Below are 14,359 nucleotides of genomic sequence, written 5' to 3'. Positions count from 1 at the left end.
CGAGTAGGGGGCGATGCGGTGCCCCTGGGGGGTGGGGTCAGGCCGGGAGGAGGTGGTCCCACTCCTCGGGGTAGTCGTCGAGCCACGACGCGAGGGACTGGGCGGGCCGCCCGGCGAAGCGCTCGACGACGTCGCTCACCACCGCCAGGTCGCCCGCGGCGATCGCGGTGTAGGACGAGACCCAGCCGTCGACCGCGAACGGCGGCGCGGCGTAGACGGCCCGGGACGCGTACGCCTCCTCGACGGTCTCCGGGTGGTACGTGATGCTCCGGCCCGTGACCTGGGACAGCAGCGCGGCGACCTCGGTGAGCGTCAGCGCCTCGGGACCTGTGAGGTCGTAGGCCTTGCCGTCGTGCTGCGCGGGGCGCTCGTCGAGGAGGATCGCGGTCGCGACGTCGGCGATGTCGTCGTGCGAGACCGAGGACAGGCGCCCGTCGCCCCCGGGGCCGCGGATCACACCGTCGTCCCCGACCATGTGGACCAGACCCTGGTGGTAGAGGTTGTCGCGCAGGAACGTGTGCTTGAGGCCCGTGCCCTTGATGTACTCCTCGGTGTGCCAGTGGTCGCGCGCGAACGTGAACGTGGCCTCCGGCGCCGCGCCGAGGAACGACACGTAGACGATGCGCTCGACCCCGGCGGCCACGGCCGCGTCGACGGCGGCCCGGTGCTCCTCGACCCGGTTCGGGGCCTCGCGGGCCGAGACCAGGAAGACCGAGCTCGCGCCCTGGAAGGCACGGACCATGTTCGGGGTGTCGGTGTAGCCGGCCGCGACGGCGACCTCGGACTCGGGCAGCGGCTCGCCGTCGAGCAGGCGGGGTGCGCGCGTCGTGTCGCGCACGACGAGGCGCTGCCGCGCGCCCTCGGCGGCCAGCCGCAGCGCGAGCTTGGAGCCCAGCCGTCCGCTCGCCCCGGTCACGGCGACGAGCCCCGAGTCGGTCCTGATGGTCATGCGTCCACGGTAGGCCGGGCGGAGGGGAACCGCCTGGGGGGGTCCGCGTCCGCCCCGTCGCGGCCTGCGGGAACGGCTGCTCCGGCACACTGGAGGCGTGACGACACCGACCCCCGACGACGCCCCTCGTACCGCGACGCCCGACCCCTCCCGCCGGCCCTACCGCGTGATGACGGTCTGCACGGGCAACATCTGTCGTTCCCCCATGGCCGAGATCGTGCTGCGCGACCGCTTCGAGGCTGCGGGACTCGGCGGGCGGGTCGTGGTGGACTCGACGGGCATCAGCTCGGAGGAGCACGGCAACCCCGTGGACCGTCGCGCCCGGCGCGTCCTGGCCGAGCACGGGTACGGCACGGGCGAGGGCCACCACGCCCGGCAGGTCCGCCCGAGCGACGTGGTCTCGCGCGACCTCGTGCTCCCCATGACCTCGCAGCACGCCCGCGCGCTGCGGCGCCTGCACGGCGACGGGAACGTGCGCATGTACCGGTCGTTCGACCCGGCGGCGCCCGTCGTCGCACCCGAGCGGGTCGAGCGCGACGAGCACCTGCTCGACATCGACGACCCCTGGTACGGGGGCATGCAGGACTTCGAGGACTGCCTGGCGCAGGTCGAGGCCGCGGCCGACGGGATCGTCGAGCACGTGCGTCAGGAGCTGGCCAGGCGTCAGGCCTGAGCGCGCGCGCCCGACCTGCCGAACCACCCGCGCACGGCGTCGCGCACCGCCCCGGCGGTGCGCCCGACCCACCCGGGCGCCCGGCCGTCCGGCGTCGGGTCCTCCTCGGGCGCGGGGGGACGCTCGGGCACGTAGCCCCGCACCCACGTCGCGATGTCGTCGTACGCCACGGCCCGCACCGGCGGGGCCGAGAGGACGACGTCGTGCAGCGCCCCGTCGATCCGCACGAGCGTGACCTGGCTGCCCAGGTCGGTCGAGCGGCGCGCGATCCCGACGACGTCGAGCGCGGTGTCGCTGCGCATCATCTCGGGCGACCACGTGGGCAGCAGGGTGCTGCGCGCCGAGAGCAGCACGAGCACGGGGACCGTGATCCCGAGGCCGCGCTCGACCGTCCCCTGCCCGCGCAGGATCGCGGTCAGCCAGGCCGGGTGCGTCGGGAACCCGCGCACGGGGCGCCACGCGAGGTCGTAGTCCCACTCGCCGTCGAGCGTGCGGGACACCGAGCGCGTGTAGAAGCCGAGGTCGACCTGGGGCAGCGGCGCTCGCGGGTCGAGGCGCGCCTGGAGCTCGAGCGCGGGCGCGAGGACCTTGCGCCCGATCCCCCGGGCCTGGAACTCGAGCCACGGGCTGTTGAGCACGAGCGCGGCGACGCGGTCCTGGTGGCGCGCGGTCCACAGGCTCATGGTCAGGCCTCCCGTCGAGTGCGCCATGAGGACCAGGCTGCGTTCGTGCTTGGGGCGGTCCGCGGTCAGGATGCCGTGGCCCATGGTGGTGAGCGCGGCTTCGATGTCCTCGTCGTACGTCGCGAGGTCGGTCACGAAGCCGGGGGTCTGCCCCGGGCGGAGGCTGCGCCCGTACTTGCGCAGGTCGAGCGCGAAGAAGCGCGCGCCGCGCGCCTCCCAGAAGTCCGCGAGCTCGGTCTGGAAGAAGTAGTCGGACCACCCGTGCACGTACAGGACGTCGATCCCGCGGTCGGCGACCAGCGGGTCGCGGGACTCCCGGGCGTCGGCCGCGGAGCCGCCGCCCGCCCGACGGCGTCGCACGAGCGTCGCGACCACCTCGCCCTCGTCGTCGGGCGTGAGGGGCAGGGTCAGCTGCTCGAACCCGTCGAGCACGTCCGGCTGCCACCTCGGGGTCTCGGCGGGCCGGGCAGTGGGTTCGGGCATGTCCCGAGGGTAGGAGCCGGGGTGCGGGGGCGCGCGGTGGGAGGGGTGAGTCAGGTCCCGTCGTCGTCCCGCCGTGCCCGACGGCGCCACCACCGTCGGGTCCCCGTCGCGCCCTGGGCGCGGCTCGCGCGGGGCGAGCGGTCCGCAGCGGTGCGTGACGCCGTCGGGCCGGGTGCGCCGCCGGGCGCGCGACGCTCGCGCCACAGCGCCACCTCCTCCTCGACGTCGCGCAGCGGAGTGACCACCGGAGGCCCGCCCAGGAGCTGGCGCCGTGCGTCGACGACGCGGGCGTTGAACTCCTCGACGACCTCGCGCACCGAGTCCTCGGAGAACTGGCGGTCGAGCTGGTCGCGCAGCCGGGCGTCGTCGGCCCGGAGCTGGGCCGGGGGCAGGACGCCCGTGATCTGCTCGCGCTCGACGAGGTTCTTGAGCCACCAGTCGGGGTCGTGGTGCGAGCCCAGCCCGGGGATGGGCTTGCCCGCGAGCGGCAGGTCGTCGAACTCGCCGCGGGCCATGGCCTGGCGCACGAGCTCGTCGACCCACTGGCCGCGGTTCTCGAGCGGCAGCCGGGGTCCCGCGGTCCGCGGGGGCTCCGTCGCCTCGTCCTCGGAACCGTCCTCCTGGGTGACCTCCGCCGCCTCGCGCGCCGCCTCGCGGTCGACGCGGTACTGCGCTGCCCGGCGCACCGGGTCGTCCTCGCTCATGGGTTCCTCCCTGCGGCCGTCTCGCGAGCGTGCTGGTCCCATCCTTCCTGGTCCTCCCGCTCGCGGAGAAGAGGCTCGACCCCGGAGAGTGGCACCCGACGAGACCGGCACGGGGGCGCTCCACGCGATCGAGGTTGTACGCTGGGCCGCCGCGCTCGGACAGGCGGCGTGCTCGTGCCCGGTGATGAAGCCGCCGGGACAGGCCCGGCAGCGTGCTGCCGTGAACGGCCCGCATCTGCGGGAGGTGGAGCTGCAATGACACAGAGCACTGACGAAGGACTGCTCGGACCGGCCGAGGCGATCGACCTCGAGAACTGCGCCCGGGAACCCATCCACATCCCGGGCCGGATCCAACCGCGCGGGGTCCTGCTGGTGGTCCGCGAGAGCGACGGCCGGGTGGTGCAGTGCTCCACGAACGTGAGCGACGTCGTCGGGCTCGCGCCGCTGGACGTGATCGGTGCCGGGCTGGGCGAGGTCCTCGGCCCCCAGGACGGCACCAGGCTGCTCGACCATGCCGCGCGGCACCAGGACCTGGCCCCCCACAACCCGGTCGAGATCCGCACGGGGCACGGGCGCACGGTCGAGACCGACGCGATCCTGCACCGCCCGCCGCTCCCGGACGGCGCCGAGCCCGTCGTCGTGATCGAGCTCGAGCAGGCCGTCGTGCGGCCGCTGAGCTTCCCCAACACCTACCAGGCCGTGCGCACGGCGCTCGCGGACCTCGACCGGGCGTCGACGCTCGACGCGCTGTTCACGACGGCGGCCGAGCACGTGCGCCGCCTGACGGGCTTCGACCGCGTGATGATCTACCGGTTCGACGCCGACCACAACGGCGAGGTCGTCGCCGAGGCCAAGCGCGAGGACCTCAACTCGTTCTACGGGCTGCACTACCCCGCGACGGACATCCCCCGCCAGGCCCGGGCGCTGTACGAGAAGAACTGGATCCGGCTGATCGACGACGTGGACTACGTCCCGAGCGACGTCGTCCCCACGGACCTCCCGACGACGGGCGAGCCGCTCGACCTCACGTACTCGACCCTGCGCAGCGTCTCCCCCATCCATCTCGAGTACCTGCGGAACATGGGCGTGGGAGCCTCGATGTCGATCTCGCTGCTGCGCGACGGGAGGCTGTGGGGCCTCATCGCGTGCCACCACTACTCCGGCCCGCACCATCCGTCCTACGCCGTGCGGGCCGCGGCGGAGTTCCTGGGGTCGGCGCTCTCGGTGCTGCTCGTGGCACAGAGCGAGGAGGACCGGCTCGTCGCGTCGCGGGCCTCGTCGAGGCTGCTCGCCGGGCTCGTCGCCGACAGCCGCGACGAGGACACCTCGCTCGTCGAGGCCATGACGGCCGACGGGCGTCTCCTCGACCTCGTGGACGCCGACGGCGTCGTCGTGCTCGCCGAGGGGCGTTCGGCGTCGCTCGGACGGGTACCCGACGAGGAGGGCGTCGCGCTGCTCGTCGGGTGGCTCACGGGTCGGCTCGCCGAGACCGCCGACGAGGTGGTGCCGGTCGACTCGCTGCGCGTCGCGGCCCCCGAGATCGCCGACCTGCTGCCCGACGTCGCGGGCGTCCTGGGCGTGCTCCTGAGCGACGGGCAGGCCGTGGTCTGGCTCCGGGACGAGGTGCTGCGCAGCGTCGACTGGGGCGGCGACCCCCACAACAAGGCCATCGCGCTGAGCGAGGGCGACACGGTCCGGCTCAGCCCCCGCAGGTCGTTCGACCGGTGGCGCGAGGTCGTCAGCGGTCACAGCGAACCGTGGGCCGAGGACGCGGTCGAGAGCGCGGGCGCCCTGCGCAGCCACCTGGTCGAGGCGCTCTACCTCCGTGGACGACGGGACGTGCGGGCCGCGGAGGCGCTCCAGCGCAGCCTGCTCCCCGCGACGCTGCCCGACGTGCCGGGCTGGGACGTGACCGCGCGCTACGAGCCGGCCGGCGGCGGGTTCGTCGGCGGGGACTGGTACGACGCGTTGCTGCTGCCCTCGGGGGCGCTCGCGCTCGTCGTCGGCGACGTCACGGGCCACGGGCTCCAGGCCGCCGCCTCGATGGGGCAGATCCGCAACACGCTGCGCGCAGCGCTCGTGCGCGCAGGGACCGCGCAAGGGGCCGTCGAGCAGCTCGCCGAGACGGTGCAGTGGACCATGCCCGGGCAGATCGCGACGCTCGTGGTCGCGGTCGTCGACCTCGAGACCGGCACGGTCGAGTACGTCACGGCCGGGCACCCGCCGCCCTTCTTCCTGGTCCCGGGCGAGGGCGTCGTCTGGGGGCGGCTGCTGGGCAGCCCGCCGCTCGGGCTGCCGAGCCAGGGCGTCGTCGCCGGGACCACCACGATCGGACCCGGAGGTGCGCTCGTGCTCTACAGCGACGGGCTCTTCGAACGTCGCGACGAGTCCCTCAAGGCCGGGCTGCGGCGGCTCGCGGGGACGTTCGCCGAGCACGTGGGCGACGTCGACGCGGTGCTGCGCTCGACCCGGGACCCCGAGTCCGAGGACGACGCGACCCTGCTGGTGCTCCGCCGTCGGGCCCGGGACGCGCGCGGCTGACGCACGCCTCGCGCGCCGGCTGCGCCGACCGTGCCCTCGAGGGCACGCACGCTCCACCGGTCAGGGCGCCGCCCCTGCCGGCACGGCCGGCGTCGCGGCGTCCCGTGCTGCGCCGAGGCGCGCCCAGACGTGCTTGCCCTCGGCGACGAACCAGCCCACGTCGAGCGCGAGCCGCTGCGCCAGGACGAGCCCGAACCCGCCGTCGCCCGGGAGCCGCGGGGCGGCCACCACGGGGGCTCGGCTCGTGTCCTGGTCGATCACGTCGACGATGTACTCCTCGCCGTCGGTGAGGAGCTGGACGGTCGTCGGCGGACGTCCGTGCCGCAGCGCGTTCGTGGCGAGCTCGCTCGCGACCAGGACGATCTTCTCCGAGACCTCGGCCATCGCACCGTCGGGGGCCAGCGGACGCCCTGTCAGCTCCTGGTGCAGCGACGTGCGCAGGATCGAGAGCTCGTCGAGCGAGTCGAGCTGCCAGACGCGGACCACGTGGAAGGTCTCGGGCGGACGGGACGAGGGGATCGTGATGTCCATGGGCGTTCCTCCGTGGGTTCACAGCGTGCGTGCGTTCGTGCGTGGTGTGCGGGTGCGACGCCGTGGCCGGGGGTGGTGGCCCGTGACGTCGGGACGGTCAGTCGACGAGAGTGAACTGCGAGATGACGCCGCTGATCTCCAGCAGGTCCCGGATGCGATCCGGCACGCCGACCAGGACGGGCGGCTCGCCACCTCCGAGCACCGAGAGGTACAGCAGGCGCAGGCCCCCCGAGTCCATGAAGGTCACCTCGCTCAGGTCGATCGTGACGGGACCCTCCGCGCGCTGGACCGAGCGGGCGAGGTCGCCCTCGGAGCGGTCCTGGACCGCGGCGTCGACCTCTCCCCACATGGTCCACGTAGGACCGGAGTCGTCGATACGGACTCCGCCTTGCATCGTCTGGTCGGGCACTGATCGCCTCTCGCTCGTCTCGTGCGGGCCGCGTCACCCGCCGCGCGACGGACGGGGACCCGTGCCAGGTTACGGAACTCCGGGCCGAGGTTCCTCCCGGGGCGTGTCTCGTCACGGGACCTGCACACCGCGGGAGGCGTCGTCAGGCGCGTGATCCCGGGCATGATGGCCTCATGAAGGTCTCGCGCAGGTCGCACGTCCCACCGTTCGCCGTCATGGAGGTGCTCGCCGCGGCCAACGCGCGCCGCGACGCGGGCGAGTCCGTCCTCAACCTGTGCGCCGGGGAGCCCGCGACGGGGGCCTCGGACGTGGTGCGACGCCGCGCGATCGACCTCCTCGAGTCGGGAGACCTGGGCTACACCGAGGCCATGGGCGTGCCCTCGCTGCGCCAGGCCATCGCCGACCACTACGAGCGGACGTACGGCGTGGTCGTCGACCCGGCGCGGGTCGCGGTGACGACCGGGTCGTCAGGCGGGTTCATGCTCGCGTTCCTCGCGGCGTTCGACGCCGGGGACCGCGTCGCGCTCGCCCGGCCGGGGTACCCCGCCTACCGGAACATCCTCGCGGCCCTCGGGTGCGAGGTCGTCGAGCTCGACTGCGGCCCCGAGACCCGCTACCAGCCCACGGTCTCCCAGCTCCTGGAGGCCTACTACGAGGGCGGCCTCGACGGGCTCGTGATCGCGAGCCCGGCGAACCCGACGGGGACCATGATCCCGCCGGCCGAGCTGGCGGCGCTCTCGGCGTGGTGCACCGACCACGACGTCCGTCTCGTCAGCGACGAGATCTACCACGGCATCGTCTACGCCGACCCGGCCTCGCCGGCCGGGGAGACCGCGACCGCGGCGCAGTACCTCGACGACGGTGCGGTCGTCGTCAACTCCTTCTCGAAGTACTGGGCCATGACCGGCTGGCGGCTCGGGTGGCTGCTGCTGCCCGAGGACCTCGTGGGCGCGGTCGACGCGCTCGCGGGCAACATCGCGCTGAGCCCGCCCGCGCTCGCCCAGCACGCGGGCGTCGCGGCGTTCTCGCCCGAGGGGTACGCGGCCGCGGCGGAGAACGTCGCCCGGTACGCGGACTCGCGTGCGCTCGTGCTGGACCGGCTCGACGACCTGGGCTGGGACCCGGTCGCCCCGGCCGACGGTGCGTTCTACGTGTACGCGAACGTCGCGGCGTCGGGGCTCGACTCGGTCACGTGGTGCGAGCGCCTGCTCGCCGACACGGGGGTCGCGCTCACGCCCGGCACGGACTTCGACGGCGTGCGCGGGGGCGAGTGGGTGCGGCTGTCGTTCGCGGCCGCGCCCGAGGTCGTGGCCGAGGCGGTCGACCGGATCGTGGCGTGGCGCGCGGCGGGGTACCGGCGGGTGTGACTCCCGTGCGCCACAGAGCGGTCTGAGCCGTCACCGATGAGTTGTCAGAGGTGGCCCGGGGTATGGACCGGCCACCTCTGACAACCAGGCTGTGGTGGGGACCGGCGATCCAGGGGGCCGCCGAGCTGTCAGAGGTGGCCCGGGGTATGGACCGGCCACGTTCTGACAACCAGGCCGTGGCTGGAACTCGTGGCAGGGACCGAGCGACCCTCAGGCCGCCAGGTCGACCGCGCGCACCTGGGTCGCGGGCACCTCGAGAGGCACGACGACGGCCTGGGCCGCGCGACGCCGTCGGGCCTTGACGAGCACCACGATGGCCTGGCCGCCGATCACGATCCACACCACGTTCGCGACCGCCGACGGCCACACGCCGTTGACCGCGGCGACCAGGCACATGAGCCCGGCACCGACGAAGTTCGTGAGCTGGAACCTCAGCGAGTCCCCCGACCAGCGGCCACGCGTGACCATCGCGTACGCGGTGACCGCGGCGATCGCACCGATCCACCCGAGCGGGGTCACGACCATGTCGACGAGGGAGGGGGAAGCGGACATGGCGGTCTCCGGGCAGGGGTCACGAAGGGATCGGGGAGGGGGGACCTGGTGGGAGCTGCGACGCTGCAGCGACCAGGGGGATCGTGGGCGCCAGCCCCTTTTGAGGAGGACCGGCCGGCGCCACGTCACAAGTGTGACCCCCAAAATCATTCAGCACAATTGAAGAACTCTGACGTGGCCGTTTAGTATCTCTACATGGCCACGGACCCACGAAGACTTGGTTTCCTGCTTGCCGTGCACCGGGCCGGAGGCGTCCTGGCAGCGGCCGACCTGCTCCACGTGACGCCCTCTGCCGTGTCTCAGCAAATAGCGCGTCTGGAGGCCGAGGAAGGCATCCAGGTCCTCGACCGCGGGCCCCGCGGCGTGACGCTCACGCCCGCGGGTCGCATCCTCGCGGACGCGGCCGAGCGCATCGAGGCAGAGATGGTCGAGGCCCGCAAGGCCATCGTCGCGATGAGCGAGGAGATGACGGGCACGGTGACGGTCGGCTCGTTCCAGACGGCCATCCGGGCGGTCGTCGGCCCGACCTTCGCGTCGCTCGAGTCGCGCTACCCGGGCGTCGAGCTCGACGTCCAGGAGGTCGAGCCCGCCGACGCGCTCCGGCTGCTGCGCACGGGCGACCTGGACGTGGTTCTGCTCGAACGTGACGAGGACGCCGACTCCCCCGCGCCGCGCGGCATGCGCGAGGTCCCGCTGCTCGACGAGCCGTGGCGCGTCGTGGTGCCCGCGACGTTCCCCACGCCCGCGCGCCTCGACGACGTGCGCGACGCCGTCTGGCTGGGCCCTGAGCCCACGACGGCCGCGGCCCGCGCCCTGCGGCGCCTGTCGCGCACGCTCGGCACCACGCTGCGCACGCGCCACTCGTACTACGATTTCGACGTGGCTCTCGCGCTCGTCGCGGCCGGGCAGGGCGTCGCGATGCTCCCGGCGCTCGCGGTGCAGGGAGAGATGCCCGACGGCGTCACGGTCGTCCCGCTGCCGGGGCTGGGTTCGCGGCGGCTCGTCGCGCGCCACCGGGCGACACGGCACGAGCCGCGGCCCGTCGTGAACGCGGTCATCGACGAGATGGTCGCGTGCGCCTCGGCGATCGAGCTGGGCTGAGGCACGGCGCTACCGCACCGCACATCGCCACACCGCACCTCACCGCACTGCGACGGCGAGCTCTCCGTCGTCGAGGACCGTCAGCTCGTCGAGCAGGCGCGTGAGGGTGCTGACCGACCGGTCCCACCTGCTCGACCGCGGGTCGACGGGGGTGTCCGCCCCGGCCGGGACGGCGTCGGGCTCGGCGAGGTGCCGCGGGACGTAGGTGCTGGTCGACTGCTGGGCCTGCGTACTGCTGTCCATACCGGGTGATTCCCCCTCGGGGCGCTCGCGACGATCCCCGCCGCACGCGCACGACGAGGTGAGCACCTCATCCTTCCTGGCGGACCTGTGCGGCCGAGGAGGCGCGCCCCGCGACCGTGCGCGGGTCAGTGGGGAGAGTCGTGGAGATCGTGTGGGAAACGGTCGGCGCGCGCGGCCGGGCTTCGTCTCCTACCGTTTTGCTGTGCGCCTCTCGCGAAGCACGACCGTCCTTCTCGCTGCGGCCCTGGCCGTGCTGCTCGGCCTGCCCTTCGTCCTGCTCGCCGCTGCCCCGGCGGGAGCGGCGACCACGGCCGGCTGGGCCGCCTGGGACCCGCTCACGGGCAGCGGGGGGAGCTTCGCGACCACGATGCGACTGCCCGCCGGAGGGTTCCCCGCGGCAGCCGTCTCGAGCGACTCGCGGGCCGGCCAGGTGGGCATCCAGTCGGGCGCGAGCTCGTGGCTCAGCGCGACGACGCCCGTGGGGGCGAGGTACGGGTCGAGCCAGGGGCAGCCGTACCTGAACCTCCGGCCGCGTGCCGACTCGCCGACGGCGCCGTCGACCACGACCTACACGTTCGAGCGCCCGACGCCTGCGAGCGGGTGGACGTTCGTGCTGGGCGACATCGACGCCGACCAGGTCACCATCACGGCCCGTGGTGCCGGGGGCCAGGTCCTCACGGGCGCCGAGCTGGGCTATCGGAGCAGCTTCAACTACTGCGCCGTGACGCCGAGCCCGTCGTGCACGGGGACCGACGTGCCCACCTGGGACCCCGCCACGGGGGTGCTTGTCGGGAACGCGACGGCCACCGACACGTCCGGCGCGTCGGCCTGGTTCGAGCCGACCGTGCCCGTCACGTCGCTGACGTTCGTCTTCCAGCAGCGGTCCGGCTTCCCGGTCTACCAGACCTGGTTCGCGTCGCTGGCTCGCGACGTGTCGGGGACGGTCACCCTGGAGGGCATCGGCCCGCTCGCCGGTGCCACGCTCACGCTCCTCTCCCCCGACGGCGCCCGGCTCGCGACGACGACCTCGGGCGTCGACGGGACCTACTCGTTCCTCGGGTTCACCGCGGCCGACGGCTACACGGTCGAGGTGGCCCCGCCGGCGGACCCGGACGGGCCGGGGCTGATCGTCGAGGGGCCCTTCCGGCTCCCCGCGGACCTCGCGGACGCGGACGCGACGGACGTGGACTTCCTCGTGCGAGAGATCGTCCCTGTCCCCGTGAGCGGCACGGTCCGGACCGACACGGGCGAGCCGGTACCCGGCGCGACCGTCACGATCGACGTCCCCGGCGGTCCGCCGCTCACGACCACGACGGACTCCCAGGGGGCCTACCTGATCGACCGGGTGCCCGCCGGGCCGCACACGATCACGCTCACGCCGCCCCCGGGGTTCCCGGAGACTCCTCCACCCCTCACGATCGACGTCCCCACGGGCTCGGAGGTGCCGATCACGGACCAGGACTTCGTCGTTCCCACCTTCCCGTCCCTCACCGGGAACGTGACAGCGGGCAGCACCGGGGTGCCGGGGACGGTCGTGACCTTCACGGGTCCGGGCGGCGCGACGGGCAGCGCCGTCACGGGCGCGGACGGCACCTACCGGTTCGAGCAGCTCCCTGTGGGCGCGTACACGGTCACGGTCGCTCCGCCGGCGGGGTTCACGGTCGACGGGACGGGTTCTCGTGCCGTGACCGTCGGGTCCGACGACGTGACCGGTGTCGACTTCGCGCTCGCGCGCCCCGGTGCGATCGGCGGCACGGTCACCGACGACCAGGGGGCGCCCGTCCCCGGTGCCGAGGTGCTCGTGAGCGGCCCCGCCGGGGACGTCCCGCTGACGACCGACGACGCCGGGACCTACTTCGTCGACGGCCTGCCGCCGGGGGACTACACGATCGCGCTGACCGTGCCCGAGGGCTACACGGCCGGCGGGCCGGTCGAGAGCGCCGTGACGCTCACGAGCGCGGGCGAGTCCCGGCTCGACCAGGACTTCGCGGTGACCCCGGTCGACGAGCCCGTCGACCCGCCCGTCACACCTCCCGTCGAACCGGGCGGTCCGCCCGGCGGGGGCACCGTGCCCGACGACGGACCCTCCACCCCGCGTCCGGCGCCCCGGCACCTCGCGGCCACGGGCCTCGACGCGGGCGCCCTGCTCGCGGTCGGGCTCGCCCTGACGGCCACGGGGGTCCTGGTGGCGGCGGGCGGACGGAAGCTGCGCCGTCGGGCGTGAGGGCCGCGCCCTCCCGGAGCCGCCCTGCGGACAAAACGCCTGCGACGTAGCCTGCTCGGATGGACGTTGCAGTGCTCGGCGCGACCGGGGACGTCGGGCGGCAGGTGTGCACGCAGCTCGTCGAGCGGCGCATCCTGCCCGCGACCTCCCGCCTCCAGCTCGTCGGACGCCCCGACGGGGCGTCCGGGCGCGCGGTCCACGGCCTGCGGGCGGACCTCGTGGACGCCTACGACGAGCACGCGCCCCTGATCGACGTGGCCCACTCCCCCGACGACGTCGTGGCCGACGTGGTCGTCGTCGCGGCGGGAGCCACGTCCCCCGCACGGGCGGGAGCCTCGCTCGACCGGACCCGCCTCGCGCTCGGCAACCGCGAGGTCTTCGCCGGGTACGCCGACGCGATCGCCCGGCACGGCTCGGGGCACGAGGTCGTGATCGTCGTGTCGAACCCCGTCGAGGTGGGCGTCGCGGTCATGGCCCGGACCCTCGGCGCGCACCGCGTGGTCGGGATGGGGGCGTGGCTCGACACGCTGCGCTTCCGGCGCGAGATCGCCGCCGAGCTGGGCGTGCGGCGGCACCGCGTGGGCGGGTTCGTCGCAGGGCAGCACGGCGAGGACGCCGTCCCGCTGTGGTCGACCGTCCGCATCAGCGGGCAGGACCCGGCCGAGCGCGAACGCACCCTGCGCCACCTGCGTCGGGGCCGGACGCTCGACGGCTTCCCGCGCGAGGTCGCCGCGGCCCAGGCCGAGCTCGTCGAGGTCGCGGCCGTGGACGTCGGGGCGGCCTACCGGCTCGTCGACACCTGGCCCGCGGACCTGCGGCTGGTCGCCCGCCCGTGGATGACGCACCAGAGCGGTGCCAAGACCGCGACCGCGACGGCTGCCGCGACGGCGGACCTGGTCGAGGTCGTGCTCGACGGGCGCGAGACCGTCGTCGCGGGCCAGGTCGCCCTCGACGGCGAGGTGTCGCTCGCGGGCGAACCCGTGCGGGGCGTCCTGGGGGTACCGCTCGTGCTGGGCCCCGAGGGCTGGACGCGCGTCCTCCTGGACCCCCTGCCCGACGACGAGTCGCGCCGCCTGCAGGGAGCGGCGGCAGCCGTGGGGGCGTCCTTGCGGTCGGCGGGGGTCGAGGACGCGTCACGGGGCGGGGAGTCCGGGGAGGCCGGGCGCGCTGGTCGCGCGGGCGGCGCCGCGGACCCTGAGGGTGCCGGGAACACGGAGGACGCTGCGGGTGTCGGAGGCGACCGGGACGACACCGGCACCCTGGACGGCTCCCCCGCGACCGAGCCCTCGTGGGCCGCCCAGGTCCGAGGACTGCACCGGCCAGGGACGCTCACGGCTCTCGCCGGCGTGTTCTCGACGCGTGGCGTGAGCTTCGACTCGCTCACGACGGGAGCCGTCGACGGCGACGGTGACGCCGGGACCATCCAGGTGACCTTCCGGGCGACCCCGCGGCGGGCGAGGGCGCTCGAGCGCGCGGTGACCCGGCTCGCGACGGTGCGCTCCGTCGTCGTGCAGGAGACCACCGACCGACCGGCCTCGCCGCACGCCCACGCCGACCGCTAGGCTGGGACCCGTACGACCACAACCACATACTGCTGCTCGAACCACTGCGGGAGAGCCCGGCCACCTCAGGGTGAGGTCGGCGCCGAAGGAGCAACTCCTCCCCGAGAAACTCTCAGGCCGACGTACCGCGGTGGCGAGGCAACTCTGGAAAGCGGTGACTCCACCTCCCCTCTCGGGTGGGAGAGTCCCCTACCGACGGTGCAAGCCGGCGCGCCCCGGGTCCGCGAGGACCATGGCGGACCGGCAAAACTCTCAGGTCGACGCTGCGCGTCCGATGACAGAGCGGGGAGGAACGGGTGGGCTCCCTAGCCCGCCGCCGTCTTCCTCGCCGACCCCC

General features: G+C 74.2%; 13 protein-coding genes and 1 riboswitch. Of the genes, 6 read left to right on the top strand and 7 right to left on the bottom strand.

Going from position 1 to position 14,359, the window contains the following annotated elements; genetic code table 11:
* Positions 1 to 37: 37 nt before the first annotated feature.
* Positions 38 to 949: an SDR family oxidoreductase gene (locus ACIPWA_RS16255; protein ID WP_068709467.1), complete on the bottom strand. Its 912-nt coding sequence runs from the start codon at positions 947 to 949 to the stop codon at positions 38 to 40.
* A gap of 169 nt (positions 950 to 1,118) precedes the next feature.
* Between ACIPWA_RS16255 and ACIPWA_RS16250 the strand changes: the two genes are divergently transcribed.
* A complete protein-coding gene (locus ACIPWA_RS16250; protein ID WP_400291793.1) occupies positions 1,119 to 1,622 on the top strand; it encodes a low molecular weight protein-tyrosine-phosphatase in 504 nt (167 codons plus the stop codon).
* Here ACIPWA_RS16250 and ACIPWA_RS16245 read toward each other — a convergent pair.
* Together ACIPWA_RS16245 and ACIPWA_RS16240 are read right to left on the bottom strand one after the other, a co-directional pair.
* The gene (locus ACIPWA_RS16245; protein WP_068709465.1) at positions 1,613 to 2,788 is read right to left on the bottom strand and encodes an alpha/beta hydrolase; all 1,176 of its coding nucleotides are present in this window, start codon (positions 2,786 to 2,788) and stop codon (positions 1,613 to 1,615) included. The two genes, ACIPWA_RS16250 and ACIPWA_RS16245, sit on opposite strands and share 10 nt — an antisense overlap.
* A gap of 50 nt (positions 2,789 to 2,838) precedes the next feature.
* Complete coding sequence (locus tag ACIPWA_RS16240; protein ID WP_400291646.1) at positions 2,839 to 3,492, bottom strand: DnaJ family domain-containing protein; 654 nt, start codon at positions 3,490 to 3,492, stop codon at positions 2,839 to 2,841.
* Positions 3,493 to 3,747: 255 nt separating this feature from the next.
* Here ACIPWA_RS16240 and ACIPWA_RS16235 point away from each other — a divergent pair, with 255 nt between their 5' ends.
* Entirely contained in the window at positions 3,748 to 6,033 is a 2,286-nt protein-coding gene (locus ACIPWA_RS16235) for a SpoIIE family protein phosphatase (RefSeq protein WP_400291645.1), read from the top strand.
* A gap of 60 nt (positions 6,034 to 6,093) precedes the next feature.
* Here the strand turns inward: ACIPWA_RS16235 and ACIPWA_RS16230 are convergent, their stop codons facing one another.
* Positions 6,094 to 6,564, bottom strand: coding sequence for an ATP-binding protein (locus tag ACIPWA_RS16230; protein ID WP_400291644.1), 471 nt, complete (start codon positions 6,562 to 6,564; stop codon positions 6,094 to 6,096).
* Positions 6,565 to 6,661: 97 nt separating this feature from the next.
* Positions 6,662 to 6,973 carry an STAS domain-containing protein gene (locus tag ACIPWA_RS16225; protein WP_400291643.1) on the bottom strand — a complete coding sequence of 104 codons (312 nt, stop codon included), beginning with the start codon at positions 6,971 to 6,973 and terminating at the stop codon, positions 6,662 to 6,664.
* A 173-nt stretch (positions 6,974 to 7,146) separates the two neighbouring features.
* Here ACIPWA_RS16225 and ACIPWA_RS16220 point away from each other — a divergent pair, with 173 nt between their 5' ends.
* Positions 7,147 to 8,340 carry an aminotransferase class I/II-fold pyridoxal phosphate-dependent enzyme gene (locus ACIPWA_RS16220; protein WP_400291642.1) on the top strand — a complete coding sequence of 398 codons (1,194 nt, stop codon included), beginning with the start codon at positions 7,147 to 7,149 and terminating at the stop codon, positions 8,338 to 8,340.
* A 210-nt stretch (positions 8,341 to 8,550) separates the two neighbouring features.
* On the opposite strand, the gene ACIPWA_RS16215 is transcribed toward ACIPWA_RS16220, so the two are convergent.
* The gene (locus ACIPWA_RS16215; protein WP_400291641.1) at positions 8,551 to 8,892 is read right to left on the bottom strand and encodes a CBU_0592 family membrane protein; all 342 of its coding nucleotides are present in this window, start codon (positions 8,890 to 8,892) and stop codon (positions 8,551 to 8,553) included.
* Positions 8,893 to 9,087: 195 nt separating this feature from the next.
* On the opposite strand from ACIPWA_RS16215, the gene ACIPWA_RS16210 reads away from it, so the two are divergent.
* Entirely contained in the window at positions 9,088 to 9,993 is a 906-nt protein-coding gene (locus tag ACIPWA_RS16210; RefSeq protein ID WP_056648030.1) for a LysR family transcriptional regulator, read from the top strand.
* A 39-nt stretch (positions 9,994 to 10,032) separates the two neighbouring features.
* Here ACIPWA_RS16210 and ACIPWA_RS16205 read toward each other — a convergent pair whose 3' ends face one another.
* Entirely contained in the window at positions 10,033 to 10,236 is a 204-nt protein-coding gene (locus tag ACIPWA_RS16205) for a hypothetical protein (RefSeq protein WP_068626690.1), read from the bottom strand.
* A 202-nt stretch (positions 10,237 to 10,438) separates the two neighbouring features.
* Between ACIPWA_RS16205 and ACIPWA_RS16200 the strand changes: the two genes are divergently transcribed.
* Both ACIPWA_RS16200 and ACIPWA_RS16195 read left to right on the top strand, forming a co-directional pair.
* A complete protein-coding gene (locus ACIPWA_RS16200; RefSeq protein ID WP_400291640.1) occupies positions 10,439 to 12,460 on the top strand; it encodes a carboxypeptidase regulatory-like domain-containing protein in 2,022 nt (673 codons plus the stop codon).
* A 59-nt stretch (positions 12,461 to 12,519) separates the two neighbouring features.
* On the top strand, positions 12,520 to 14,022 hold the full coding sequence (locus ACIPWA_RS16195) for a lactate/malate family dehydrogenase (protein ID WP_400291639.1): 1,503 nt from the start codon (positions 12,520 to 12,522) through the stop codon (positions 14,020 to 14,022).
* A gap of 37 nt (positions 14,023 to 14,059) precedes the next feature.
* A riboswitch (glycine riboswitch) is annotated at positions 14,060 to 14,160 on the top strand.
* Positions 14,161 to 14,359 lie beyond the last annotated feature (199 nt).

The sequence above is a fragment of the Oerskovia enterophila genome, assembly GCF_044748475.1.
Taxonomy (GTDB): Bacteria; Actinomycetota; Actinomycetes; order Actinomycetales; family Cellulomonadaceae; genus Oerskovia; species Oerskovia enterophila.
The sequence above is the reverse complement of the archived record's forward strand: the minus strand, read 5'-3'. Positions and strand labels throughout refer to the sequence as shown.

Excerpts from the sequence above, each read along its gene's own strand:
- ACIPWA_RS16210 (WP_056648030.1), top strand. The coding sequence starts at position 9,088 with ATGGCCACGGACCCACGAAGACTTGGTTTCCTGCTTGCCGTGCACCGG.
- ACIPWA_RS16205 (WP_068626690.1), bottom strand. The coding sequence starts at position 10,236 with ATGGACAGCAGTACGCAGGCCCAGCAGTCGACCAGCACCTACGTCCCG.
- ACIPWA_RS16235 (WP_400291645.1), top strand. The coding sequence starts at position 3,748 with ATGACACAGAGCACTGACGAAGGACTGCTCGGACCGGCCGAGGCGATC.
- ACIPWA_RS16240 (WP_400291646.1), bottom strand. The coding sequence starts at position 3,492 with ATGAGCGAGGACGACCCGGTGCGCCGGGCAGCGCAGTACCGCGTCGAC.
- ACIPWA_RS16250 (WP_400291793.1), top strand. The coding sequence starts at position 1,119 with ATGACGGTCTGCACGGGCAACATCTGTCGTTCCCCCATGGCCGAGATC.
- ACIPWA_RS16195 (WP_400291639.1), top strand. The coding sequence starts at position 12,520 with ATGGACGTTGCAGTGCTCGGCGCGACCGGGGACGTCGGGCGGCAGGTG.
- ACIPWA_RS16220 (WP_400291642.1), top strand. The coding sequence starts at position 7,147 with ATGAAGGTCTCGCGCAGGTCGCACGTCCCACCGTTCGCCGTCATGGAG.
- ACIPWA_RS16215 (WP_400291641.1), bottom strand. The coding sequence starts at position 8,892 with ATGTCCGCTTCCCCCTCCCTCGTCGACATGGTCGTGACCCCGCTCGGG.
- ACIPWA_RS16245 (WP_068709465.1), bottom strand. The coding sequence starts at position 2,788 with ATGCCCGAACCCACTGCCCGGCCCGCCGAGACCCCGAGGTGGCAGCCG.
- ACIPWA_RS16230 (WP_400291644.1), bottom strand. The coding sequence starts at position 6,564 with ATGGACATCACGATCCCCTCGTCCCGTCCGCCCGAGACCTTCCACGTG.
- ACIPWA_RS16255 (WP_068709467.1), bottom strand. The coding sequence starts at position 949 with ATGACCATCAGGACCGACTCGGGGCTCGTCGCCGTGACCGGGGCGAGC.